The sequence below is a fragment of the Mycobacterium marinum genome, assembly GCF_003391395.1.
Lineage (GTDB): Bacteria > Actinomycetota > Actinomycetes > Mycobacteriales > Mycobacteriaceae > Mycobacterium > Mycobacterium marinum.
The window spans coordinates 5,472,384-5,495,905 of sequence record NZ_CP024190.1 but is presented as its reverse complement, the minus strand read 5'-3'; the positions used below and the strand labels follow the sequence as shown (position 1 = coordinate 5,495,905).

20 protein-coding genes are annotated in these 23,522 nt (G+C 64.5%); 9 read left to right on the top strand and 11 right to left on the bottom strand.

The features are described 5' to 3' along the window. Positions 1-11: 11 nt before the first annotated feature. Entirely contained in the window at positions 12-1,133 is a 1,122-nt protein-coding gene (locus CCUG20998_RS23040) for a citrate synthase 2 (RefSeq protein ID WP_012396184.1), read from the bottom strand. A 70-nt stretch (positions 1,134-1,203) separates the two neighbouring features. On the opposite strand from CCUG20998_RS23040, the gene pdxH reads away from it, so the two are divergent. From pdxH to CCUG20998_RS23025, 3 genes are all read left to right on the top strand, one after another. Next, positions 1,204-1,863, top strand: coding sequence for a pyridoxamine 5'-phosphate oxidase (pdxH, locus tag CCUG20998_RS23035; RefSeq protein WP_020729600.1), 660 nt, complete (start codon positions 1,204-1,206; stop codon positions 1,861-1,863). Positions 1,864-2,126: 263 nt separating this feature from the next. Then, complete coding sequence (locus tag CCUG20998_RS23030) at positions 2,127-3,596, top strand: flavin-containing monooxygenase (RefSeq protein WP_020729601.1); 1,470 nt, start codon at positions 2,127-2,129, stop codon at positions 3,594-3,596. 387 nt (positions 3,597-3,983) lie between these two features. Beyond that, complete coding sequence (locus CCUG20998_RS23025) at positions 3,984-5,279, top strand: citrate synthase (RefSeq protein ID WP_012396181.1); 1,296 nt, start codon at positions 3,984-3,986, stop codon at positions 5,277-5,279. Between the two features lie 4 nt (positions 5,280-5,283). Here CCUG20998_RS23025 and CCUG20998_RS23020 read toward each other — a convergent pair whose 3' ends face one another. Together CCUG20998_RS23020 and CCUG20998_RS23015 are read right to left on the bottom strand one after the other, a co-directional pair. Then, positions 5,284-6,858, bottom strand: a complete 1,575-nt coding sequence (locus CCUG20998_RS23020) for a phytoene desaturase family protein (protein WP_020729603.1) — start codon at positions 6,856-6,858, stop codon at positions 5,284-5,286. Between the two features lie 23 nt (positions 6,859-6,881). Further along, a complete protein-coding gene (locus CCUG20998_RS23015; RefSeq protein WP_011738616.1) occupies positions 6,882-7,145 on the bottom strand; it encodes a DUF2630 family protein in 264 nt (87 codons plus the stop codon). 112 nt (positions 7,146-7,257) lie between these two features. On the opposite strand from CCUG20998_RS23015, the gene arfA reads away from it, so the two are divergent. The 3 genes from arfA to arfC are packed head-to-tail and all read left to right on the top strand — an operon-like array spanning position 7,258 to position 9,122. After that, positions 7,258-8,256, top strand: a complete 999-nt coding sequence (arfA, locus tag CCUG20998_RS23010) for a channel-forming protein ArfA/OmpATb (RefSeq protein WP_020729604.1) — start codon at positions 7,258-7,260, stop codon at positions 8,254-8,256. A 12-nt stretch (positions 8,257-8,268) separates the two neighbouring features. Then, positions 8,269-8,484 (top strand): channel accessory protein ArfB, encoded by a 216-nt coding sequence (arfB, locus tag CCUG20998_RS23005; RefSeq protein WP_020729605.1) that lies wholly within the window; start codon positions 8,269-8,271, stop codon positions 8,482-8,484. Next, on the top strand, positions 8,484-9,122 hold the full coding sequence (gene arfC, locus CCUG20998_RS23000; RefSeq protein ID WP_020729606.1) for a channel accessory protein ArfC, sunset domain variant: 639 nt from the start codon (positions 8,484-8,486) through the stop codon (positions 9,120-9,122). The genes arfB and arfC overlap by 1 nt, the downstream gene beginning before the upstream one ends. 19 nt (positions 9,123-9,141) lie before the next feature. Here the strand turns inward: arfC and prrB are convergent, their stop codons facing one another. The 3 genes from prrB to CCUG20998_RS22985 form a co-directional block, all read right to left on the bottom strand. Further along, positions 9,142-10,482 (bottom strand): two-component system sensor histidine kinase PrrB, encoded by a 1,341-nt coding sequence (gene prrB / locus CCUG20998_RS22995; protein WP_036426280.1) that lies wholly within the window; start codon positions 10,480-10,482, stop codon positions 9,142-9,144. A 14-nt stretch (positions 10,483-10,496) separates the two neighbouring features. Further along, positions 10,497-11,207: a two-component system response regulator PrrA gene (prrA, locus tag CCUG20998_RS22990; protein ID WP_012396175.1), complete on the bottom strand. Its 711-nt coding sequence runs from the start codon at positions 11,205-11,207 to the stop codon at positions 10,497-10,499. A 150-nt stretch (positions 11,208-11,357) separates the two neighbouring features. Continuing rightward, complete coding sequence (locus tag CCUG20998_RS22985; protein WP_020729607.1) at positions 11,358-13,028, bottom strand: FAD-binding dehydrogenase; 1,671 nt, start codon at positions 13,026-13,028, stop codon at positions 11,358-11,360. 98 nt (positions 13,029-13,126) lie between these two features. On the opposite strand from CCUG20998_RS22985, the gene CCUG20998_RS22980 reads away from it, so the two are divergent. Beyond that, positions 13,127-13,738 (top strand): TetR/AcrR family transcriptional regulator, encoded by a 612-nt coding sequence (locus tag CCUG20998_RS22980; protein WP_020729608.1) that lies wholly within the window; start codon positions 13,127-13,129, stop codon positions 13,736-13,738. Positions 13,739-13,796: 58 nt separating this feature from the next. Here the strand turns inward: CCUG20998_RS22980 and CCUG20998_RS22975 are convergent, their stop codons facing one another. The 5 genes from CCUG20998_RS22975 to CCUG20998_RS22950 all read right to left on the bottom strand — a co-directional run bounded on the left by CCUG20998_RS22975 (position 13,797) and on the right by CCUG20998_RS22950 (position 21,414). Beyond that, a complete protein-coding gene (locus CCUG20998_RS22975; protein ID WP_036456052.1) occupies positions 13,797-14,738 on the bottom strand; it encodes a sterol desaturase family protein in 942 nt (313 codons plus the stop codon). Between the two features lie 244 nt (positions 14,739-14,982). Beyond that, positions 14,983-15,927, bottom strand: coding sequence for a PLP-dependent cysteine synthase family protein (locus CCUG20998_RS22970; RefSeq protein ID WP_015357084.1), 945 nt, complete (start codon positions 15,925-15,927; stop codon positions 14,983-14,985). Between the two features lie 175 nt (positions 15,928-16,102). Next, entirely contained in the window at positions 16,103-17,365 is a 1,263-nt protein-coding gene (locus CCUG20998_RS22965; protein WP_015357083.1) for an aminotransferase class I/II-fold pyridoxal phosphate-dependent enzyme, read from the bottom strand. 74 nt (positions 17,366-17,439) lie between these two features. Continuing rightward, on the bottom strand, positions 17,440-18,885 hold the full coding sequence (locus CCUG20998_RS22960; protein ID WP_036456053.1) for an MFS transporter: 1,446 nt from the start codon (positions 18,883-18,885) through the stop codon (positions 17,440-17,442). Between the two features lie 1,047 nt (positions 18,886-19,932). Beyond that, positions 19,933-21,414 carry a carboxyl transferase domain-containing protein gene (locus CCUG20998_RS22950; protein ID WP_020729613.1) on the bottom strand — a complete coding sequence of 494 codons (1,482 nt, stop codon included), beginning with the start codon at positions 21,412-21,414 and terminating at the stop codon, positions 19,933-19,935. A gap of 26 nt (positions 21,415-21,440) precedes the next feature. Between CCUG20998_RS22950 and CCUG20998_RS22945 the strand changes: the two genes are divergently transcribed. Both CCUG20998_RS22945 and CCUG20998_RS22940 read left to right on the top strand, forming a co-directional pair. Continuing rightward, positions 21,441-22,172 (top strand): enoyl-CoA hydratase, encoded by a 732-nt coding sequence (locus CCUG20998_RS22945; RefSeq protein WP_011738605.1) that lies wholly within the window; start codon positions 21,441-21,443, stop codon positions 22,170-22,172. A gap of 6 nt (positions 22,173-22,178) precedes the next feature. Beyond that, entirely contained in the window at positions 22,179-23,297 is a 1,119-nt protein-coding gene (locus tag CCUG20998_RS22940) for an MBL fold metallo-hydrolase (protein ID WP_012396166.1), read from the top strand. Positions 23,298-23,522 lie beyond the last annotated feature (225 nt).

The following is a 23,522-nucleotide window of genomic DNA, read 5'->3' as shown; positions in this document are numbered from 1 at the left end:
CCGGGCGCGTGCTATGCGGTGGTCAGCACCCGGTCCCAGCCCGCGACCGACTCCGGGGTGCGCGGCGCCGGACCCACGTAGATCGCGGAGGGGCGGACCAGCTTGCCCAGCCGCTTCTGCTCGAGAATGTGGGCACACCAGCCGGCGGTCCGCCCGCAGGTGAACATCGCCGGCATCATGTTGGCCGGGACGCCGGCGAAGTCCAGAATGACCGCGGCCCAGAACTCGACATTGGTCTCGATAGCTCGGTCGGGACGGCGCTCACGCAACTCGGCCAGGGCCGCCTGTTCCAAGGCCGCCGCGACTTCGTACCGGGGTGCCGCCAGCCGCTCGGCGGTGGCGCGCAGCACCCGCGCCCGCGGGTCCTCCGCGCGGTAGACCCGATGCCCGAAGCCCATCAGCTTCTCGCCGCGGTCCAGAATGCCCTTGACCAGGCCGCGGGCGTCTCCGGTGCGCTCGACCTGCTCGATCATGGGGAGGACTCGAGCCGGTGCACCGCCGTGCAGCGGCCCGCTCATCGCACCGATCGCGCCCGAGAGTGCCGCTGCGACGTCCGCGCCGGTAGAGGCGATGACGCGGGCGGTGAAGGTCGAGGCGTTCATGCCGTGTTCGGCGGCCGACACCCAGTAGGCGTCAATGGCTTCGATGTGCCTGGGGTCCGGTTCGCCTTGCCATCGCGTCATGAAACGTGCCGTGACCGTTGAACATTCGTCGATGACTCGCTGAGGCACGGCCGGCTGATAGATGCCGCGTGCTGATTGAGCGACGTACGACAGCGCCATCACCGACGCACGCGCCAACTGTTCGCGGGCCGTGGCGTCATCGATGTCCAGCAGTGGGGCGTAGCCCCAGATGGGCGCCAGCATCGCCAGCCCAGCCTGAACGTCGACTCGTACATCGCCGGTGTGGATCGGCAGCGGGAATGGCTCGGCGGGCGGCAGCCCGCGGCCGAATTCCCCGTCGACCAGCAGCGCCCACACATCGCCGAATGTCACCCGCAGACTAACGAGATCTTCGATATCGACGCCGCGATAGCGCAGCGCGCCACCGTCTTTATCCGGCTCCGCGATCTCGGTGGTGAAGGCGACTACGCCATTGAGGCCAGGGACAAAATCTTCCGGGACCACAGTCATAGCCAAATTCTTGCACTCCACCTCGGGGCGGAAACTACCGCCTAGTAGCCCCACCGGTAGCGTTGGCGCAATGACAGGGCCAAACGAGCAGCGCCTGGCCGCGATGCGGGTGGAATATGGGTCACCCGAAAAGGATGCCAGTCCCGACCTGGATGCGGACTGGCTCGGCCACGGATGGCTTGCGCTGGTTCGTAAGTGGATCGACGACGCGGAACATGCCGGGATCGCCGAACCCAACGCGATGGTGCTGGCCACCGTTTCGCAGGGGCGCCCGGTCAGCAGGTCGGTGCTGTGCAAGGCGGTCGATGAGGCCGGAATTACGTTTTTCACCAGCTATGACTCGGCCAAGGGCGCCGAGCTGGCCGAGACTCCGTACGCGTCCGTGACGTTTCCGTGGTACCAGCTGGGGCGCCAAGTTCACGTCCGTGGCCCGGTGAGCCGGGTCGCTGCGCAGGTGACCGAGGACTACTGGTCTTTGCGGCCGCGCGGGTCTCAGCTGGGCGCATGGGCGTCGCACCAGTCGCAGCCGATCGCGTCGCGCGCGGCATTGCTCGACAAATTGGCGCAGGTGACGGCGCGCTTTGCCGACGTCGAGCGCATCCCGGTGCCGCCGAATTGGGGCGGCTATCTCATCGCAGCTGAGGTGGTCGAGTTCTGGCAGGGCCGGGAGAACCGGGTGCACAATCGGATTCGGGTCAGCGGCGCACAGATCGAACGTCTGCAACCCTGAGATCGGCAAACCTTTCGCACTAATTGCGGTCGGTGATTTTTGCGCCGGGTGCGTAATGCATTCAATTTCCGCGCGCCACATAAATCAGAATTGGATTCTGATCTATGTGGCGCTTTCGGCTTAATTTGACAGCGGCGGGTACTGGACCCTTATCTTGTTGTGTCAACGCAGCCTTTTTGCATGTCGCATTATCGAACGGCATTTTAGAAGGAAGTTTTAGAAGGAAATTTTGGTAGTGCGCGTCTATTGGGAGCAGCTGATCAATGACAAGGCGTGATCCTTCCGTCGCCATCGTTGGCGCAGGTATGGCCGGAATCTGCATGGCAATTACGTTGCTCAACAGTGGAATTACCGATGTCACCATCTACGAGAAGGCCGATGAGGTCGGTGGGACATGGCGTGAGAACACATATCCGGGCCTGGTCTGTGATGTGCCTTCGCGGCTTTATCAGTACTCGTTTGCCAAGAATCCGGATTGGTCGAACTTATTCTCGCCGGGCGGCGAAATTCAATCCTACTTCTGTGGGATTGCCGACCGTTATCGATTGCGGGACCGGATTCGTTTCGGGACCGAAATCGTCAGCGCTCGATTTGAAGACGATCACTGGTCGGTGGTGACGGATAGCGGCGAAGAGACGGCGGTCGACTTCTTGATCGTGGCCACCGGTTTGCTGCACCACCCGCGGGTGCCGGCGATCGCAGGTTTGGACGACTTCGGAGGCAGCGCCTTTCACTCGGCCCGGTGGGATCATCGGGTCGCGGTGCAGGGGCAGCGCGTGGCGGTGATCGGTAGCGGATCAACCGGCGTGCAACTCGTCTCCGCCCTGGCGGGTGTGGCGGCCAAGGTCACCATGTTCCAGCGCACCCCGCAGTGGATCCTGCCGTGGCCTAACAGGCAGTACTCAAAGGTGAGTCGTGCCTGCTACCGCGGGGCGCCGTGGCTCGAATCGTTGGCCTACAAGATATGGGGCCGGGCCTTCGAACAATTCACCGCGGCGCTGACCAGGCCGGGCTGGCATCGCCGCGTAACGGGGATGACGTGCCGTGCCAGCCTGCGCCTGGTCCGGGATCCACACCTGCGCCAGGCTTTGACTCCGGACTACCAGCCGATGTGTAAGCGGCTGGTGATGTCCTCGGGGTTCTACCGTGCTATTCAGCGTGACGATGTCGAGCTGGTCACCACGGGCATCGACCGCATTGAAAACGCGGGCATCGTGACCGACGACGGGGTGCTGCGCGAGGTGGACGTCATCGTGCTCGCCACCGGATTCGACTCGCACGCGTTCTTCCGGCCGATGAAGCTGATCGGCCGCGACGGTGTCGAGATCGACGAGGTATGGCGCGGCGGCCCATATGCGTATCAGACGGTGGCAATGCCGGACTTTCCGAACTTTTTCATGCTGCTGGGTCCGCATAGTCCAGTGGGGAATTACCCGTTGACTGGCATTGCCGAATCGCAGGCCGATCACATATTGCGCTGGATACAGCGGTGGCGCAGCAGCGAGTTCGACACGGTCGAGCCGACGTCGTGGGCAACCGATGAATTCAATGCCAAGCTGCGGGCTGCGATGCCCAGGACGGTGTGGACGACGGGTTGCAGCAGCTGGTATCTGAACGATGATGGGGTGCCGGAGGTGTGGCCATTCGCGCCGGCCGAGCATCGGGCCATGCTCGCCGATCCCGACCTCGATCAGTATCACTTGCGTCGCCGGCCCGAGGTCCTGGCCTGGTAGCCGGGCCACGCGCGATTTCCGGCGCTTCGATCGGTGGACCGGTGGACCGCGTGATTTAAGTCTATGAAATAGTTCCTGCAGAAATATTTGTCGCTGAATATTAATGACTCGCGAGGCGCGGATGGGCGGGGTGTGGCACGGTCGGCAATCCGCTCGATCGCGCGCATTCGGTTGTCTGATCGTTCATCCGGCTTCCGCACGGAATATGCAAAGGGTTTGTCGGGGCATGCCACGGTGGCCCGTCATGGCCACCGGGCAGCAGGGTCGCGGAGATCGACCGGGCCAGCAGATACGACCCCGGGCAGGCGCGCCATCGTGTCAACGACTACCTTCAGCTATACGCACCGAGTGGGGCAGTCATATCAGCCAGAACGCAAAGGGGTTCTCGTGTCCGACACCGACGACACCGCAACTCTGAAGTACCCGGGGGGCGAGATCGACCTGCAGATCGCCCATGCCACCGAGGGTGCTGACGGCATTGCGCTCGGCCCGCTGCTGTCCAAGACCGGACACACCACGTTCGACAACGGCTTCGTCAATACCGCGTCGTGCAAAAGCTCAATCACCTACATCGACGGTGACGCCGGCATTCTGCGCTACCGCGGATACCCGATCGACCAGCTGGCGGAGAAGTCGACCTTCATCGAGGTCTGCTACCTGCTGATCTACGGCGAGTTGCCCAACACCGACCAGCTCGCCCAGTTCACCGGCCGGATCCAGCGCCACACCATGCTGCACGAGGACCTCAAGCGGTTCTTCGACGGTTTCCCCCGCAACGCCCACCCGATGCCGGTGCTGTCCAGCGTGGTCAACGCGCTCTCGGCGTACTACCAGGACGCGCTGGACCCGATGGACAGCGAGCAGGTTGAGCTCTCGACGATCCGGTTGCTGGCCAAGCTGCCGACCATCGCCGCCTACGCCTACAAGAAGTCGGTTGGCCAGCCGTTCCTCTACCCGGAGAACTCCCTGACGCTGGTCGAGAACTTCTTGCGGATGACGTTCGGCTTCCCCGCCGAGCCCTACCACCCCGACCCTGAGGTGGTGCGGGCGCTGGACATGCTGTTCATCCTGCACGCCGACCACGAGCAGAACTGCTCGACCTCCACGGTGCGGCTGGTGGGTTCCTCCCGGGCCAACCTGTTCACCTCGATCTCGGGCGGCATCAACGCCCTCTGGGGCCCGCTGCACGGCGGTGCCAACCAGGCGGTGCTCGAGATGCTCGAGCAGATCCGCGACAGCGGCGACGACGTGAGCGAGTTCGTCCGCAAGGTGAAGAACCGCGAAGCCGGCGTCAAGCTGATGGGCTTTGGCCACCGCGTCTACAAGAACTACGACCCCCGCGCCAGGATCGTCAAGGAGCAGGCCGACAAGATCCTGTCCAAGCTCGGCGGCGATGACTCCCTGCTGGGTATCGCGAAGGAGCTCGAAGAGGCGGCGTTGACCGACGACTACTTCATCGAGCGCAAGCTCTACCCCAACGTCGACTTCTACACCGGCCTGATCTACCGTGCCCTCGGCTTCCCCACCCGGATGTTCACCGTGCTGTTTGCGCTGGGCCGGCTGCCGGGCTGGATCGCGCACTGGCGCGAAATGCACGACGAGGGTGACAGCAAGATCGGGCGTCCGCGCCAGATCTACACCGGTTACACCGAGCGCGACTATGTCGCGATGGACGGGCGGTAGTCGGTCAGCGGTCTTGCCGCAGGTAGGCCAACACCGCCATAGCGGCGTTGTGCCCGCCAATACCCGACACCGCGCCGCCCCGCCGGGCGCCCGAGCCGCACAGCATGATTTGGTCGTGGTTGGTGGCCACCCCCCATTGCTGGGCGGGGGTGTCCAGGGTGTCGTCGTTTTCGGCGAATGGCCACGATAGCGCGCCATGGAAGATGTTGCCGGCGGTCATGTGCAGCGTGTGCTGTAGGTCTGCGGTGGTCGTGGTCTCGATGCACGGCCGGCCATGGGCGTCGGTCAGCAGCACGTCCTGAATCGGCTCGGCCAGGACCGAGTTCAGTGAGGCCAGCACCGCTGCGGTGAGTTGGTCGCGCAGCACGTCGGGGTCGGCGTTTCCGAACACCGAGTGCGGCGTGTGCAGGCCGAACACCGTCATGGTCTGCGCGCCGGAGTCACGCAACGCGGGCGACAGGATGCTCGGATCGCTCAGCGAATGGCAATACGCCTCGCACGGCAACGGATCCGGCAGATGCCCGGCGGCCGCGCGCTGGTGCGCGGCTTCCAGCTGGGTCCAGGTTTCGTTGGCGTGGAATGTCCCGGCGAAGGCTTGTTCGGGTGTGACGGCGGCATCACGCAACCGAGGTAGTCGCCGCAGCACCATGTTCACCTTGACCTGTGCGCCCGGGGCCAAGGTTGGTTCGGTATCGCCCAGCAGCTTTGCCAGGACCGCTGGGGTGACGCCGGCTAGCACAAAGCGCCCGCGGACCAGGTGTTCGTCGTCGCCAGCGCGATAGCGCACGTCACCGTTCGGGGTGACCGCGACAGCTTCCGCGCCGGTCACTATTTCGGCGCCGTATCCGGTGGCGGCGGCGGCCAGCCCCGCGGTCACCGAACCCATGCCACCGATCGGGACGTCCCAGTCACCGGTGCCGCCGCCGAGCAGGTGATAGAGGAAGCAGATGTTCTGGGTCAAAGATGGCTCGTCGAGCCCGGCGAAGGTGCCGATCAGCGCGTCGGTAGCGATCACGCCACGAACCAGGTCATCGTGCACCGCGGCGGTGATGGCGCGCCCGATCGGTTCCTCGATCATGGCGTGCCAGGCGCCGAGTGCCTCGGGGGCGCCACAGTCCACCACGGTGCGGCGGGCCTGGTCGCGGGTGCGTAGCGGCTCGAGCAGCGTCGGCCACAGGCGTTCGGTCACCAGCCGGCAGCGCCGATAGAACGCGGCAAACCCGGGCTCATCGCCGGCCGCGCCGACCGCGGCAAAGGTGTCGTCGCCGGCGGTCCCGATCAGCAGGCCGGAGCGTCCGTGCGTGTCAGGTTGGGGGGTATAGGACGAAAACTGGCGCCGGGCTAGCCGGACCGGGGCACCCAGGTCTTTGATGATCTGCGGCGGCAGCAGGCTGACCAGGTAGGAATACCGGGATAGACGAACCTCGACGCCGTCGAACGCCTGGATCGAGACTGCTGCCCCGCCGACGTGTCCCAGGCGCTCGAGCACCCGCACGCGCAGACCCGCCCGTGCCAGGTACGCGGCCGCGACCAGGCCATTGTGGCCGCCGCCGACAACGACGACATCGAATTCTTTCATTCTGGTGTCAGTGCGGGGTCGTGTCAGCCGGAGTATCCCTCGACTTGGCCGGCGGGACGCACGCTTGCCTCCCGCGGGTCGCCGCCGGTCTCCCGCAGCGCCCGGCGCTGGCGCAGCAGATCCCAGCACTGGTCGAGTTCGATTTCGATGAGGCGCAGTCGTTCATGCTCCTCTGACTCGGAGATTTCGCGGTGCACAAGCCGCTCACGCAATGCCTTCTCCTCGGCGACAAGGTCGCGGATATGGGCCAGGGTTTCGCTGTCCGTCGGTTTCCGCCCATTAGCCATTGCTCCAGTGTGCCTGACATCGGTAATTGCTCTGGCGGGGAGTCGGTAGGCTGCATATCGCCAGGGGCACCGCGAGGGCTGTGCAACCAACTGACGCTAAGGAGAAGTGCGGGTGGGTACCGACGCGGGCTTGGACGAGGCGCCCGCACCCACCGAGGCGCCGAAGGAACCGAAATTCGAACGGCGCCCGCTGGGCGTTTCCTGGCTAATCGGCGTGGTGGTTATTCCATTGCTGTTGGCGGCCCTCGGTTACGGCGCCTACCAGCGTCCGACGTCGGTCAACGGGCCGACCGGTGAGCTGCCGACCGTTACGGCGAGTTCCGCTAAGCCAGATCGGCCCGAGTTGTCGTTGTCATTGCTGTCGGTGAGCCGCAGTGGCAATACCCTGACGCTAATCGGCGATTTTCCCAATGAAGATGCCAAAGCGGCGCTGATGACGTCGCTCAAGGGCCTGCTGAGTCAAAATGTCACCGTGGTCGATCAGATCCAGATCGATCCCAAGGTCCGCGCGCTTGATTTCTCCAACGCCGAACCTGTTTTCTCCGCCAGCGGGCCGATTCCGGATTTCACCCTCAAGGTGGAACGGGACACCATCACCTTGACCGGAACCGCCGCATCGCCGGACCAGAAGGATGCGGTCGGAAGCGCGGCAACGAGCGTTTGGCCCGACGTGAACGTGGAAAACCAGATCGAGGTCAAGGGGCAGCCTGCTGGCAGCACCCCTCCAACGGGTCCCGCGGCCACCGGCGCATGTGCCGACCTGCAGGCGGCCGTCACGGCGCTGACCGGTGGGGCGATCGCCTTCGGGAACGATGGGGTGAGCCTGACCCCGGACAGCAATAAGGTCCTGACTCAGGTGGTGGACAAGTTGAGGGCGTGTCCGGATGCCAAGGTGACGGTCAACGGCTACACGGACAACAGCGGCAGCGAAGGCCTCAACATTCCGTTGAGCGCTCAGCGTGCCCAGACGGTGGCCGACTTCCTCGTGGCCCACGGCGTTGCCACCGATCACATCACCGCCAAGGGTCTCGGCTCGGCGAACCCGATCGCCAGCAATGACACGGCCGAGGGCCGCATCAAGAACCGCCGTGTCGAAATCGTGGTCAGCTAAGGAGAATCCAGCGTGGATTTCGTGATCCAGTGGTTGTACTACCTGGCTGCCTTCGTTGTGGGCTCGGCCGTTGCCTGGGGGATTGTCACGGTGTCGATCAAACCGGTCGCCACCACAGCGGAGGCGGTAGAGGCCGAGCAGACCGAGCAAACCGAGCAGACCGAGCAAACCGTGCAGGCCGAGGAGCCGGATCCAGCCGAGTCCCACCAGACCGAGGTGGCGCAGTGATGGCCCATGTGCACTGGTGGTTGATAATCCTGTCGTTCCTACTCGGACTGGTATTGACCTGCGCCCTGATGGTCCGATCCACCAAATACCAAGTGGCAGCCGCTGCTTCGGGGGGCGGAGCCGACGCCGCAGACGCCGAGACCAAGCCCCCGGCGATGAAGACGGCGACCGCCGAGCCACGCGAAAAGAAGGCTGCCGCAGGCGAGGACGCGCCCAAGAAGAAGGTTCCCGGCGCGAAGAAGAAGACCGCCGCCGCGAAAAAGGCCGCCGCGCGCAAGATTGCTGGGGCCAGGAAGCGCCCAGTGAAGCGCATGGTGGGGGCCAAGCGAGTTCCGAAGAAAAAGGTTGCGCGGGCCAAGAGGGCACCGACCGAAAAGACCGCTGTTACCGAGGAGTCCTCGGCTGCCCAGCTGGCGCCGGGGCGGTTTGCCCCGTACGGCCCGGGTTCGGCCCGAGCCGATGCCGACGGCACTGGGCCCCAGGGCTGGGTCGTTAAGGGGCGCACCGACACCCGCCACTACTACACCCCCGAGGACTCGTCGTACGAGACGACGTGCGCTCAGGTCTGGTTTCAGGACGAAGCGGCCGCCGCGCGGGCATTCTTCACCGCGTGGAGCAAGAGCACGCACCGGAAGTGACGCTGTTCGCGCTATCGGACTAGCTGGGGCCGGGAAGTTTCAGTAGCAGTCGCGCGCCGCCGAGTGGGCTGTTCTGCAGTGACGCGGTCCCGCCATGCAAGTGGGCCTGCTGGGCCACCAGGGCCAACCCGAGGCCGGAGCCCGAATGCGACGCCGTCGACCCTCGGGAGAACCGCTCGAACACCATCTGGCGCTCGGCTTCGGGGACACCGCTGCCGTTGTCGTCGACGGCGATCTCGACCCCGGCCCGTGAACTGACCGCGGACAGCTGGACCCGGGTGGACCCGCCATGTTTGACCGCATTGGCGATGGCGTTGTCCACGGCCAGCCGCAACCCCGCCGGCAAGCCGACGATGATGCAGGTCGGCGAGGGCACCAGCGACACATCGAGGTCGGGGTAAATGCGCATCGCGTCGTGGGCGGCACGGTCGAGCAACTCGGTGATGTCAACCGGCACATGGTCTTCGGATGTCGACAGTTCGCCCTGGGCCAACCGCTCCAGGGCACCCAGGGTGGCCTCGATTCGCGATTGCGTCCGAATCACGTCGTTGAGCACTTCTTTGCGCTGGTCGTCGGGAAGATCCAGGGTGGAAAGCACCTCGAGGTTTGTTCGCATGGCGGTCAGGGGAGTGCGCAGTTCGTGGGAGGACACCGCGGCGAAGTCGCGCGCCGAGGCCAGCGCCTCCTTGGTTCGAATCTGCTCATTCCAGATGCGCTGAAGCATGCCTCGCATGGCCTCGGCGATCTCGATGGCCTCGCTGGCGCCGTGCACTTCTACCCGCGGCGCCTCGTCTCCGGCATCGATCGAGCGGGTTTGCTCGGCGAGCTGTTTGAAGGGCCGCACCGCGAATACGGCCAGCAGCCAGGCAAATACCGTTGCCGCGCCGATGGCGAACGTACAGATCAACAGCACCCGGCGGTGCAGGTTGTTGGTCTCGGCGATGGTCGCGTCGTAGGTCGCGCCCACCGCGACCGATGTTGGCTCCGGTCCGGGGATCTCGACCGTCCGCACCCGGTAACGCACCCCCCGGATGTAGGTGTCGGCGTAGTCCTTTTGCAGCTTGGGCAGCGTGATGTCGGAGTTCGACTTGACCAGGTCGCCCCGGCGGACCGTGATCAGTGCGTCCTGGTCATTGGGGGAGCGCGGTATCTCGTCGAGGCCACGCGGCACGAACGGGATGGCGAAACCCGCGGCCTCGTCCAGCCGGCGGTCCAGCCGTTCCTTGCGGTCGTTGGTGATCCCGACCCAGACCACGGTTCCGACGATGAGCACCGGAATCGCGGCGCCGATGGCCGTCGCGACGACCACCCGGGTGCGCAGCGAGGGCGTACGGGCGAAAATTCGCGACAAGATGTTCATCACTGTCATTGCACTCATTGCATCCTGAGCACGAATCCGACCCCGCGGACCGTGTGCAGTAGCCGCGGGCCGCCGTTGGCCTCCAACTTGCGGCGTAGGTAGCCGATGAATACGTCCACGACGTTGGTGTCGGCGGCGAAGTCATAGCCCCACACCAGTTCGAGTAGTTGTGCCCGCGACAGCACCGCCGTCTTGTGCTCGGCCAGGACCGCGAGCAGGTCGAACTCGCGCTTGGTGAGGTCGACGTCGACACCGTTGACCCGGGCCCGTCGGCCGGGGATGTCTACTTCCAGCGGGCCCACCGTGATGGTTTCCGATGAAGATGTCGCGGTGGCCCCGCGGCGACGCAGCAGCGCTTTGACCCGGGCCACCAATTCGGCCAGCACGAATGGCTTGACCAGATAGTCATCTGCGCCGGCCTCCAGACCGGCCACTCGGTCATCGACCGAGCTGCGCGCGGACAGCACACAGACCGGGACGTCGTTGTCCATGGCACGCAGTGCGGTAACGACACTGACGCCGTCCAGCACGGGCATGTTGATGTCGAGCACGATCGCGTCCGGCCGGGTCTCGGTGGCGCTGCGCAAGGCCTCGGCACCGTCGACGGCGGTCGATACTTCGAATCCGGACAGCCGCAGACCGCGCTCCAGCGAGGCGAGCACATCGGAATCGTCGTCGACCACCAAGACCCGAGGTGAGTTCGCACCAGTGTCCATGCCGCCCATTTTGCCTGATTGCCGGCTATGGCGGTGGGAGGGTAGGCGCCGGGTCGCGGCTAGCTATTTGGGAGCCACTGGCGCGAGCAGACGTGGAATCGCATCAAGATCGCAGATCTTGTGCGATTCCACGTCTGCTCGCGAGGGTCAGCGACTCGCTCAGACGGCGTCGGCGGCAGCACGGCCAGCGGCGCGCCCGGAGAAAATGCAGCCGCCCAGGAACGTGCCTTCCAGCGCGTTATAACCGTGCACGCCGCCGCCGCCGAACCCCGCGACCTCTCCCGCCGCATACAGGCCCGCGATCGGTTCGCCGTTGTTGCTTATCGCCCGCGACGACAGATCGGTTTGGATGCCGCCCAATGTTTTTCGGGTCAGGATGTGCAGTTTCGTCGCGATCAGCGGCCCCGCCTTGGGGTCGAGGATGCGGTGTGGCGCCGCGACGCGGCCGAGCCGGTCGCCAAGGGCGCGTCGCGCATTGCGGATCCCCTGAACTTGAACGTCCTTGCAGAATGGGTTGGCGACCTGCAGATCCCGCGCTTCGATCTGCCTGCGGATCGCGGCCGGATCCAGCAGCGGTTCGTCGGTCAGGCCGTTCATCTTCTCGACGAGTTCTTCCAGGCTGTTGGCGACGACGAAGTCGGCGCCGTGGCGCTTGAACGCCTCGACCGGACCGGTCGCGTCCTTGTTTAAAAACCGTTCTTGCAGAACGGCTTTGCGGCTCTTGCCGGTGATGTCGGGGTTCTGCTCGGAACCCGAGAGGGCGAACTCCTTCTTGATGATCTTCTGGTTCAAGATGAACCAGGAGTGGTCGTACTTGGCGATCTCGGGGGTGGTGCGCAGGTGGCGCAGGGTGCCCAAGGTGTCGTAGCCGGGCAGGTAGGGGGCCGGTAGCCGGCGCCCCAGTGCGTCGAACCACATCGACGACGGGCCGGGGATGATGCGGATGGCGTGCTTGGGCCAGATGGGGTCCCAGTTGTTGACGCCTTCGGTGTAGTGCCACATCCGGTCGCGGTTGACCAGGCGTACCCCGCTGTCGTTGGCGATGTCGAGCATCCGGCCATCGACATAGGCGGGCACGCCGGTGATCATCGAGGCTGGCGGGGTGCCCATCCGGTCCGGCCAGTATCGCCGCACCATGTCGTGGTTGCCGCCGATCCCGCCGGTGGTGATGATGACCGCCTGCGCCGACAGTTCGAACTCGCCTACCTCGTCGCGGTTGGACGGAGTGGCGCGCTCCGCGTCATCGGGCGCCAACACGGTGCCTTTGATCCCGGTGGCAACGCCGTCGGTGATGACCAGCTCGTCAACGCGGTGCCGATGGTAGAAGGTCACCAGCTTGTCCTTGGCGCTCTGTAGAGCGGAGTCGACAAACGGTTCCACGACGCCGGTGCCGGTGCCCCAGGCGATGTGGAAACGGGGAACGGAGTTGCCGTGGCCCTCGGCGCGCAGGTCGCCGCGCTCGGCCCATCCCACGGTGGGCATGAACCGGATTCCGAGGTCGGTCAGATAAGAGCGCTTCTCGCCGGCGGCGAACTCCACGTAGGCGCGCGCCCACTTGGTGGCCCAGAAGTCTTCATCGTCGGGCCGGTCGAACGCCGCGCTGCCGGACCAGTCGTTCCACGCCAACTCCAGGGAATCTTTGATTCCGAGGTGGCGCTGTTCGGGGCTGTCCACCAGGAAGAGTCCGCCGAACGACCAAAAGGCCTGACCGCCGAGGTTCTTCTCGTTCTCCTGATCGACCACCGCGACCTTCTTACCCCGGCGGGTGAGTTCGTGAGTGGCGACCAGCCCGGCCAAACCTGCACCGACGACGATGACATCAGCGTCCATCCGACAGCCTTCCTAGAGTTATGTGTGAGTATGCCCTACGCCCACGCATCTGATACATTAATGCATCGGATGCGTTGATGTATCGGAGTGTGATGTAGATGACACCGCAAGCCAACACTGCCACGCCGGCGCGCGTGACCAAGCGGCGCGCCGAGACTCGGGCCCGGCTGGTCGATGCGGCGTTCAGGGTGTTCGCAGACAAAGGGTTCGGGCACGTGCGCATCGAGGATGTGTGTGCGGCGGCCGGCTACACCCGGGGGGCGTTCTACTCGCAGTTCGACAGCCTCGAGGAACTCTTCTTCACCCTCTATGACCAGCGCGCCACCTTGATCTCCGAACAGGTCGGCACCGCCATGGCAAGCGTCGACGATCCCACCGACGTGCCCGGGACAGTGGATCGAATCGCCAGCACCTTGTTGCTCGACCGCGACTGGCTGCTCATCAAGACTGACTTCCTGATGCACGCCGCCCGCCACCCGGATCTCGCCCAACGCCTGGCGGCCCAACGGGCGCAGCTGCGTGCCGCAGTGGAAGACCGGCTTGCTGGCAGCGATGTCGAACTACCCGCAGCGATCGGCAGCGTTGCCGACGCCGCCCGCGCCGTGGTCGCCGCCTATGACGGGGTCAGCATTCAACTTCTACTGGACGGCAACCAGGACGCGGCACGAGCTTGGCTCAGTCAACTTCTTGGCGTGGTGTTGATCCGCTGAGACCTGGCGGTGCTGCGCGGGTCGGCTGAGGCGGATTGCCAACTCGATGGCTTGGGGGTCAAGCGGACTTGGCCAGCCTGCCGGTTTCCTGGTTGGCGGGTGTCTGCGGTTTCCAGCCCGGCGGTCCGAAGACGTAGCCGAGTCGATCGCGTAGTCGAGTTGCTGAGCGCCAGTCTCGGACTATCGCCGCGTATTCGTTGGTTTGTAGCTTCCAGATGTTGAAGGTGTGGACCGGTTTTGTGAGTCCGTAGTGTGGGCGGAATTCTTCGGCCTGGAATGTGCCCAGCATGCGATCCCAGATGATGAGAATTCCGCCGAAATTCTTGTCTAGATACATTTGATCCATACCGTGGTGCACCCGGTGGTGTGACGGTGTGTTGAAGAGGTATTCGTACCAGCGCGGTAGTTTGCCGATCCGTTCGGTGTGGACCCAGAACTGGTAGGTCAGATTTATTGACCAGCTGAAGAACACCACCCACGGAGGAACTCCCAACAGCGGCAGTATGGCGAACATGATGATCTCGCCACTCTTGTTCCATTCCACGCGTACCGCGGTGGCCAGGTTGAAGTATTCGCTGGAGTGGTGTGGCTGATGTGCGGCCCAGATCAGCCGGACTCTGTGGGCGATGCGGTGATCGACGCAGTAGATGAGGTCTAGGCCCAGGACCGCGATAACCCACGTGTACCACTGGTGTGGGGAAAGATGCCAGGGCGCGACGTAGGTGTAGATGGCGGCGTAGCCGATTGCGGCGATGGTCTTCCAGGTGGCGCCGGTGACCAGTGAGACCAACCCGGTGGACAGGCTTGCGATGGTGTCGGGGCCGAAGTGGGCCCCGGGCGCGTTTCTCGAGTCGTCGGCAGCGGGCGCGCTGGTGGTTAGCAGTTTGCGTGCGGCTATCCATTCGAGAACGATCAGGAGTATCAGGAATGGGGCGGTCAGTACCACCGGGTCCTGCAGTCTGTCTGGCAGTGCGTCGAAGACGCTCATCGCAGTAGTCATGTCAGTGATGCCTTAGCTGTAGGCGTGGTGTCGGGGGTTGGCGGACTTCCGGATTAATTCGCGGTGTTCATGCTGTGCGGCCGGGGTTGTGCCGATCGTGGCCGGTGCGAGCCGTGGCGTTGTTTTTAGTATTTGGGAGACGGGTTCACCCTCCTGCCGAATTTCGTTTGATTCGATATGAGGAAGAAATCCGATGGTCCGGTTCTGGGTGTTCGCGTCGTACTTGCGGGCTCGCATCGTGGCGTCATGGGGCCAGTAACTTGCTAGGTGCCGGGTGTTCATAGACGCCGGAGGAGAGGTATTTCCACGCGGCGTCGGCGACGACGAACGCGATATCGGCACGCTCGCCTGCTCGCAGAGCTTGAGTGCCGATCTCCAATGCGGCGTGTAGGGCCGCGCCCGTGGACAGGCCTGCCAGGACGCCCTCGGTGTGTGCGAGTTCGCGGATGCGGTGCTCGGCATCGGCGGTGGCGACCGGGTAGCGCACGGCCCCCAGCGTGGGGTCATACAGTTCGGGCACAAATCCTTCGTCGAGATTGCGCATCCCACAGAGTTTTTCGTTGTGGCGGGGTTCGACGGCCACGATCTTGATGTTGGCGACGTGTTCGCGCAGGAATCGGCCGGCGCCCATCAGAGTGCCCGAGGAGCCTAGGCCGGCGACGAAGTGGGTGATCTCGGGCAGGTCGGCGAGCAGTTCCGGGCCGGTGCCGCGGTAGTGGGAGTCGGAGTTGGCGGGGTTGCCGTACTGGTAGAGCAGGACCCATTCGGGGTGTTCGGCGGCCAGTTGTTTGGCGAGCGCTACCGCGGTGTTGGATCCGCCCTCGGCGGGGGAAAATATGATCTCGGTCCCGTAGAGCTCGAGCAACCGACGGCGCTCGATCGAGGTGTTTTCCGGTATCACGCAGATGAGCCGATACCCCTTCAGTTTGGCGGCCATCGCCAGGGAGATGCCGGTGTTGCCGCTGGTGGCCTCCAGGATCGTCGCGCCCGGCCGCAGCCAACCGTCGGCCTCGGCTTGCTCGATCATCCGCAGCGCTGGGCGATCTTTGATCGACCCGGTGGGGTTGCGGTCTTCGAGTTTGGCCCACAACCGCACGTGCGGACTGTTGTCCCAGCCTGGTGAGAGTCGTGGTAAGCCAACCAGGGGCGTATCGCCCAAGGTGGCCAGCAGTGAGTCGTAGCGGGTCATGGGGTGCGCTCGCTGGTCGGCGCTGCGGGTGCGGGTCTTCTTCGGGTGCGAAGGTCGACGATCACAGCTGGCCCGTTACTACATCGTGTGGTTGGGGGCCAGTGGTTGTGATGGCGAGATGGTGATTCGGCGAGGCTGTGAGTTGTCATCGTGTCCGCCCAATAGGATTCTGGTGTTAGACCGCGCCGAGCTCAGGTGCCGGTGATAGGTCACGATCCCGGTTGGGGACTAGCTCGTCGTAGAGCGACGCGATGGCGTTTACTGTCGGTTCCACGTCGGCGGTGTCGTGTGATGCGGTGGACACCAGTCGTAGCTGGACAACCCCGGGGGGGACCACCGGGTACATCACGCCCGAGCAGAATACGTTGTGCTCGTGGCGCATTCGGTTCAGAAATTCGAGGGTTAGCAACGGGTCCATCTGCAGGAATACCGGTGTGACCAGACTCTGGGTGTTGCCGATGTCAAATCCCTTGTCGGTCAACGATGTTTGAAGCTCATGTGCGATGGCATGGGCTCGCTGGCGCAGATCGTGGCGGGTGCGCAGCAACTCGAAGCGGAACAGGTTTCCGGCGATGATCGGCAGGGGTAGGCCTCTGCTGAAGATCTGCGAGCGCATTGTGTAGCGCAGTTTCCAAATTACGTTGGCCTCTGATGCGACGAATGCCCCAGTGCCGGCGGCCGCTTTGGCGAAGGTGCTGAAATATAGGTCGATACCATCTTGGACGCCCTGTTCTTCCCCGGCTCCGCTGCCGGTTGCGCCCAGGGCGCCGAACCCGTGTGCGTCGTCAACGAGCAATCGGAAATCGTAGGTCTTCTTGAGTTCGACGATCTCACGTAGTGCACCCTGGTCGCCGGACATGCCGAAAACCCCTTCGGTGATCACCAATACGCCGGCGTCGGCACTGCGCACCCGATCGATCTCGGCCAGGCATGCTTGGAGTTCGTCAATATTGTTGTGCGAGAACGTACGTGTCTGGTCGAGGCCGCCCTTCTTCTTCAGCCGGACCCCGTCGATGATGCACGCGTGGCATTGCGAGTCCAGGACGATCCAGTCTGAGGAGGTGGTGAGTGAGTCGATGAGTGAGGCCATGCCTTGATACCCATAGTTGAGAAAGAGCGCCGCCGGCTTCTTCACATAATTGGCCAGCTCCTCTTCCAACTGCTCGAGGATGTCCGTCTCGCCGCACATCATTCGTGAGCCCATGGGTCTTGCGAATCCGTAGAGTCGAGCGAACTCGACATCGGCTTCCCGTACTTCAGGAAGATTGGCGATTCCGAGATAGTTGTTGATGCTCCATACGATCTGCTCGCGGTCTTGCCACCTCATGTGGGCGCCGACGGGCCCATCCAGCTTGGGATATGTCGCTATGCCATGTGTGGCACGAGAAATGTGTAGCAGCGGCTCGTCTACCGCAACAAATTTATCGAAGAGATCCATGATTTGTGCCCCTAATCCCTGTCATTGATCGTTTGCCCTGAGGTGTTTCTTCCTGAAAGTGCTCCGTGAGACGGCTAGGGTGGCGATGTGCATTCGGCGGCTGCCGGTTGAGGCTCCTCGACCGGTCGTTGCCACGCCGGTCGTATCAGGCGCAGCGCAAACGGAATCGTGGCGATGGCCAAAGTCCCCAGAAATGCCCATACGACCCGGAAGCTGCCCACGTCGATGGGCGAGTGACCGGAACGCTCAACAAGCAACGTGCCCACCGCGGCGGTGCCCAGGGCCGCGCCGAATTGCCGCAACATGGAATTGAGTGCATTGGCGGTGCCGAGGAGCTGGCCGGGCATCGCATCGATCGCAGCGCTTGCGAGAACCGGCATGACACACCCGATGCCAATCCCGCAGAGGATCGATCCGGGCAGCCACCGTGACGCATAGTCGGCTCGGCTCGTTGTCAGTAACCAGAACAGGAAAACGCCGAGAGCGAAAACCCAGCAACCGGGGATCACCGCCCATCGGTGTCCCCGCGCATCTGCGATCCTTCCGGCCGGGATAGCCGCAAGCGCGGCCGCAACAAAGATCGGCATCATGGCCAGTCCCGCCTCGAAAGTGGAATAGTGCCAGTGCGACGTCAGAAAGAACACGACGGCAAGTAACAACCCATAGAAGCCGGCCCCGAAGATCGCGGTCGCCGCATTGGCGGCGAAGAAACGGCCCTTGTCGAAATCGTGTATCGGCTCCGCGCGGCGGTGGTGGCGTGCCACCCCCACCATCGCCGCGGCCAGCAGGATGGCACCCGCAATCAGCAACAGCAGTGTCCGGCGCTGGCCCCAGCCCCAGGACGGGCCTTCAAGGATGCCTGCCGTCAGCGCCCCCACACCCGAAGCGATCAGGACGATCGCGCTCGTGTTCACCAGCTGCCCCGCCACGGCATCGCCGCGGTTGTCGACATTGCGCAACCCGGCAAGCACGGCCAACCCGATCGGCACGTTGATGAGGAAAATCCCGCGCCAGCCCACGGTATCGGCGAGAAACCCCCCGAGGGGTGGCCCCAGTGCCGCCGCCAACGCCGCCGAGGTACCCCATAGCGACACCGCAGTGGCCCGAGAACCCCGACCAAAATAAGGAAGAATCAGCGCAAGCGAAGCCGGCCCCATCAGCGCGGCACCCACCGCTTGTGCCGCTCGAGCCGCAACCAGCGCGCCCAACGTGGGCGCGACCGCGCAACCCACAGACGACAGAATGAACGTGCTGACACCGATGGCGAAGACGTTGCGGCTACCGAACTGATCTGCCCAACGCCCGCCCGGCACCATCAACGCGGCAAACACAATGAAATACGCGTCAAGCACCCACGACCGGGCGGATGAGGATGCCTCCGGAAAACTTGCCGAAATAGCACCGAAAGCTACAAGTAATACCGTTGTATCCAGGTAAACAATAAATCCCGCGGTAAGCCCCACCGCCAACGCCCGCACTCTACCCGTAACCAATACCACTCCCCGCGCCCGCGCGCCCATTCAACCCGAACCAACGATCCTCAACCGCACCCGCCGGCTGAAGTCATCACAGACCCCTGCGTAGTTGATCTAACTACAAACTCGCAAAAATTTCTCGGGATCGAGCGCGTTGCCGCTTCCATGGGCCGCGGCGCCGACTCTCGTCTCGAGACGGTCGCAATAGCGCGATTTGGTGTATGGGATCGCCATCGAACTGCATGAAACACCATTTCAGGATGGGTGCGGGCGCCAATGGGTTTGCCGGCGATGGCGGTGTGGAGGTGAACGGTGTTGCCGCACCATGCCATCCGCAAGGGCCGGTGTGCGCAATGTTGCCGGCGCGCCGTCATGACATCCGGTCGTTGTGGGGAATCCGATGGTGGCCAGCTGCGCAGCTTGCAGTGAACGCGGCGCCGTTCGGGGTGGCGGCCCCGATTGGCAACGGCGGCAACCGATCCCGCTTCGGCAAGCCGATACGAGAGCGGGCTCGCTGGATGGTCGTGGGGCACGTAGCTGACCGTACTGCTGAAACTTGACGGTGTCCATATTAGGCGTTCGCTTCTTATTCAAAAGGGGAATTTTCCTTACGATCCTCAGTGTGAGATTTAACATGCATGTCTCAAAAGAGATGTAAAGGAACAGGATTGGACAAGTTTGTCTCATGGAGCCGGTCTCTCGCCGGGTGGCGGCGATGCGGCTGCGCCTCCGTAGTGATCTGCGCACGTTGGCGGAATGGTGCAATCTCTGCGGTAACGGCCGTGGGGCTAAAAATCGATCACCGAGCTCTCTCACGGGTGCTAGCCAGATCCTGGTCGGTAAAAAGAGGCTGTTGTAAGAGAAATTGAATTCGAATTGGACTCTCGCGGCAGCTCAGAATGATTCCTGCCGTGCGGGGCAGGCGGTGCTGACGGGAGAATCGAGCGAGCTGCGCAGACCCAGCATCACATTACCGAACCGGCCTTGCTGATTCTCCCGTCCCTCCGCCACGCATTCGATCCTGGCTAACCTGCCACACCAAAATCGCCGCAGCGGGGCCGAAGCCCGACCGCTAAACGGCACCGCCGCAGGTCAGCGGTCGCGCGGGAGCCCGATGCTGCGGTACCGCGCGAGTCGAGCCGTCATGCGCTGGGCGTCGGGTATCTCACGCAGCGCGGCAACCTCGGTCGCGATGGCGATCGAAAGTCGTTGGGCGAACTCGACCGGCTCAGCTGCGGCGTCGGGGAGTTCGGGAACTATGACGTCGACGATCCCGGCGGCCAGCAGGTCCGCCGATCGAATGCCTTGCGCTGCGGCGAGCTCGGCGGCGTGGGTGGTGTCGCGGAAGACGATCGCGCTGGCGCCCTCCGGCGGAAGTGGAGCTAGCCAGCCGTGTTGGGCGGCCAATACCCGGTCTGCGGGCACCATCGCCAGCGCCGGCCCGCCGCTGCCCTGCCCCAACAGCACCGACACCGTCGGGGTGCCCAGCGTCACCAACTCGGCCAGACATTGGGCGATCTGGCCGGCCAGCCCACCCTGCTCGGCATCGGCGGACAATGCGGGGCCGGCGGTGTCGATGACCAGGACCAGCGGCAGCCGCAGCTCGGCGGCCAGTGCCATGCCGCGGCGAGCCTCGCGCAGCGACGCCGGTCCGATGATCCCGCCACCGATCCCTTGCTGGCCAAGCACCACCATTGGCTGACCGGCCATGCGGGCCAGCGCGAGCAGCGTGGTCGCCGCGTCGCCGTAACCGGTCCCGGAGAGCAGCACTCGGTCGGTGGCCCCGTAACGCAGCAGGTGTTCCACCCCCGGCCGGTCGGGTCGTCGCGATGCCAGCACCGAAGTCCACGCCGGAACATCCGGTATCGCAGTGGGAGCTGGCGCCGCTGGCGCTGGCGCTGGCGCGTCGGTGAGTACCGTCAATGCGCGATCCAGTGTGCGTCGTAGCTCGTCTAGCGTGACCACGCCGTCGATGACACCATGGCGCTGCAGGTTCTCCGCGGTCTGGACGCCAGCGGGAAACGGTTCGTCGTAGAGCAGCTCGTAGACCCGGGGACCCAGGAAGCCGATCAGGGCCCCCGGTTCGGCCACCGTCACGTGGCCCAGCGAACCCCATGACGCGAACACCCCGCCCGTGGTCGGATGGCGCAAATAGACCAGGTAGGGAAGGTGGGCCTGCTTGTGCAGCCGGACAGCCGCGGCGATCTTCACCATCTGCAGGAACGCGACCGTGCCCTCCTGCATGCGCGTGCCCCCGGAGCTGGGCGAGGCCAGCAGCGGCAACCGCTGGCTGGTGGCGCGTTCCACGGCCGCGGTGATTCGCTCCGCGGCCGCCACGCCGATCGAGCCGGCGAGAAAGTCGAATTCGCACACCACCACCGCGACCCGGCGCCCCAACACGCGGCCCTCGCCGGTCAGCACCGATTCGTCACGGCCGGTGGCGGCTCGGGCGTCGGCCAGATCGCGCGCGTAGGACTCCGATATCGGGACCTCTAGCGGGGGCGTATCCCAGCTGATGAAAGAGCCCTCGTCCAGTACGGCGTCGCGCAGTTGGTCGGTGGTGATACGACTCACTCGATGAGGCTATATAGGCTTGCCCCATGATCGGTATCTCCCAGGTCGAAGCCGTTATGACCATCGAGTTGCAGCGCCCGGAGCGTCGCAACGCCCTGAACTCGCAGCTGGTCGAGGAGCTGCGGGAGGCCATCCAAAAAGCCGGCGACGGGTCGGTTCGCGCGGTCGTACTCACTGGCCAGGGCACCGCGTTCTGCGCGGGAGCGGATCTATCCGGTGATGCGTTTGCCGCTGACTATCCCGATCGGCTCATCGAGCTGCACCGCGTGATGGACGCAGCCCCGATGCCGGTTATCGGTGCCGTGAATGGGCCTGCCATCGGCGCCGGTTTGCAGCTGGCCATGCAGTGTGACCTGCGGGTCGTGGCTCCCGAAGCGTTTTTCCAGTTCCCTACGTCTAAATATGGCCTGGCCCTGGATAACTGGAGCATCCGCCGACTGTCGTCGCTGGTAGGGCACGGACGGGCGCGCGCGATGCTGCTGACCGCGGAGAAGTTGACCGCCGAGACGGCGCTGCACACCGGGATGGCCAACCGCATCGGCACGTTGGCCGATGCACAGTCCTGGGCCGCCGAGATCGCCGGTCTGGCGCCGTTGGCGATCCAGCATGCCAAGCGGGTGCTCAATGACGACGGTTCCATCGAGCAACCGTGGCCGGAGCACAAGGAGCTGTTCGACAAGGCCTGGGGAAGCCAGGACGTCATCGAGGCGCAGGTCGCTCGGGTGGAGAAGCGGCCGCCGAAGTTCCAGGGGGCGTAATCCAACATGGTCGGCCGGGCACTAAGACTGGCCGCCGGCACCGCTTCGCTAGCGGCCGGCGGATGGCTGATGCGGGCGCTGCACGGAGCGCCAGCTGCGTTGGGTGCCGATCCTGCGGCGATCGAGGCCGCCTCGGATGGATCGCCGAACTATCGCGACGGTGTATTCGTCAACCTCGACCCCGCCTCGGTGTTCACTCTGAATCGTGAAGAAATGCGGCTCCTTGCTTGGGAGCTACTCGCGAATCGAGGTGGGAGCCGCCCGGCCAAGCCGATCCCGCTGGCTGCTCCGCAGGTGTACCAGGGCGACGCGAGCCGGCTGGCGGTGAGCTGGTTCGGCCACTCCACGGCGATGGTCGAGATCGACGGCTACCGGGTGTTGACCGACCCGGTGTGGAGCGACCGGTGCTCGCCCTCGGATCTGGTCGGCCCACAGCGGCTGCATCCGCCGCCGGTCCAGCTCGACGGGTTGCCCGCCGTAGACGCGGTGGTGATCAGCCATGACCACTACGACCATCTCGACATCGACACCGTGATCGCGCTGGTCCGTAGTCAGCGGGCGCCGTTTTTTGTGCCGTTGGGGGTGGGGGCACATCTGCGGTCGTGGGGCGTCCCCGAGGATCGCATCATCGAACTCGACTGGCACCAGAGCGCCCAGGTCGGCGAGCTCAGCGTGATCTGCATGCCGGCACGGCACTTTTCCGGGCGCTTCATGAGCCGCAACAACACCCTGTGGGCGTCGTGGGCCTTCGTAGGACCGACGCATCGCGCCTACTTCGGCGGGGACACCGGCTACACCAAGAGTTTTGCCGAGATCGGGGCCGATCATGGTCCGTTCGACCTGACCTTGATGCCCATCGGCGCCTACAACACTGGGTGGCCGGACATCCATATGAATCCCGAGGAGGCGGTCCGGGCGCACCTGGATGTCAGTGACACGGGTTCGGGGCTGTTGGTGCCGATTCACTGGGGGACGTTCCGGTTGGCGCCGCACCCGTGGGCGGAACCGGTAGAGCGACTGCTCAAAGCCGCTGAATCAGACCAGGTCCAGGTGGCCGTGCCACTGCCCGGTCAGCGCATCGATCCTGCCGGGCCGTTGCGATTCAACCCCTGGTGGCGGCTCTGATCGAGGCGATGCCGAAATCGGCTTCATGCCAGCGGTATCGGCGCCGCAACCTTGGCGGTGGTGATGTTTGCGTCCCACCGCAGTAAGGGACGGCAAGGGGATATCCTCGGCGGACATCGGGGACATGAACGCCGCAGCGAACTGTCATGACCGCATGCCCGCTGGTCACCAGCGGTGCTGGCGGCACGTGGCATGGGGCCTACCCGGGAGGGCGACGATGCCCGG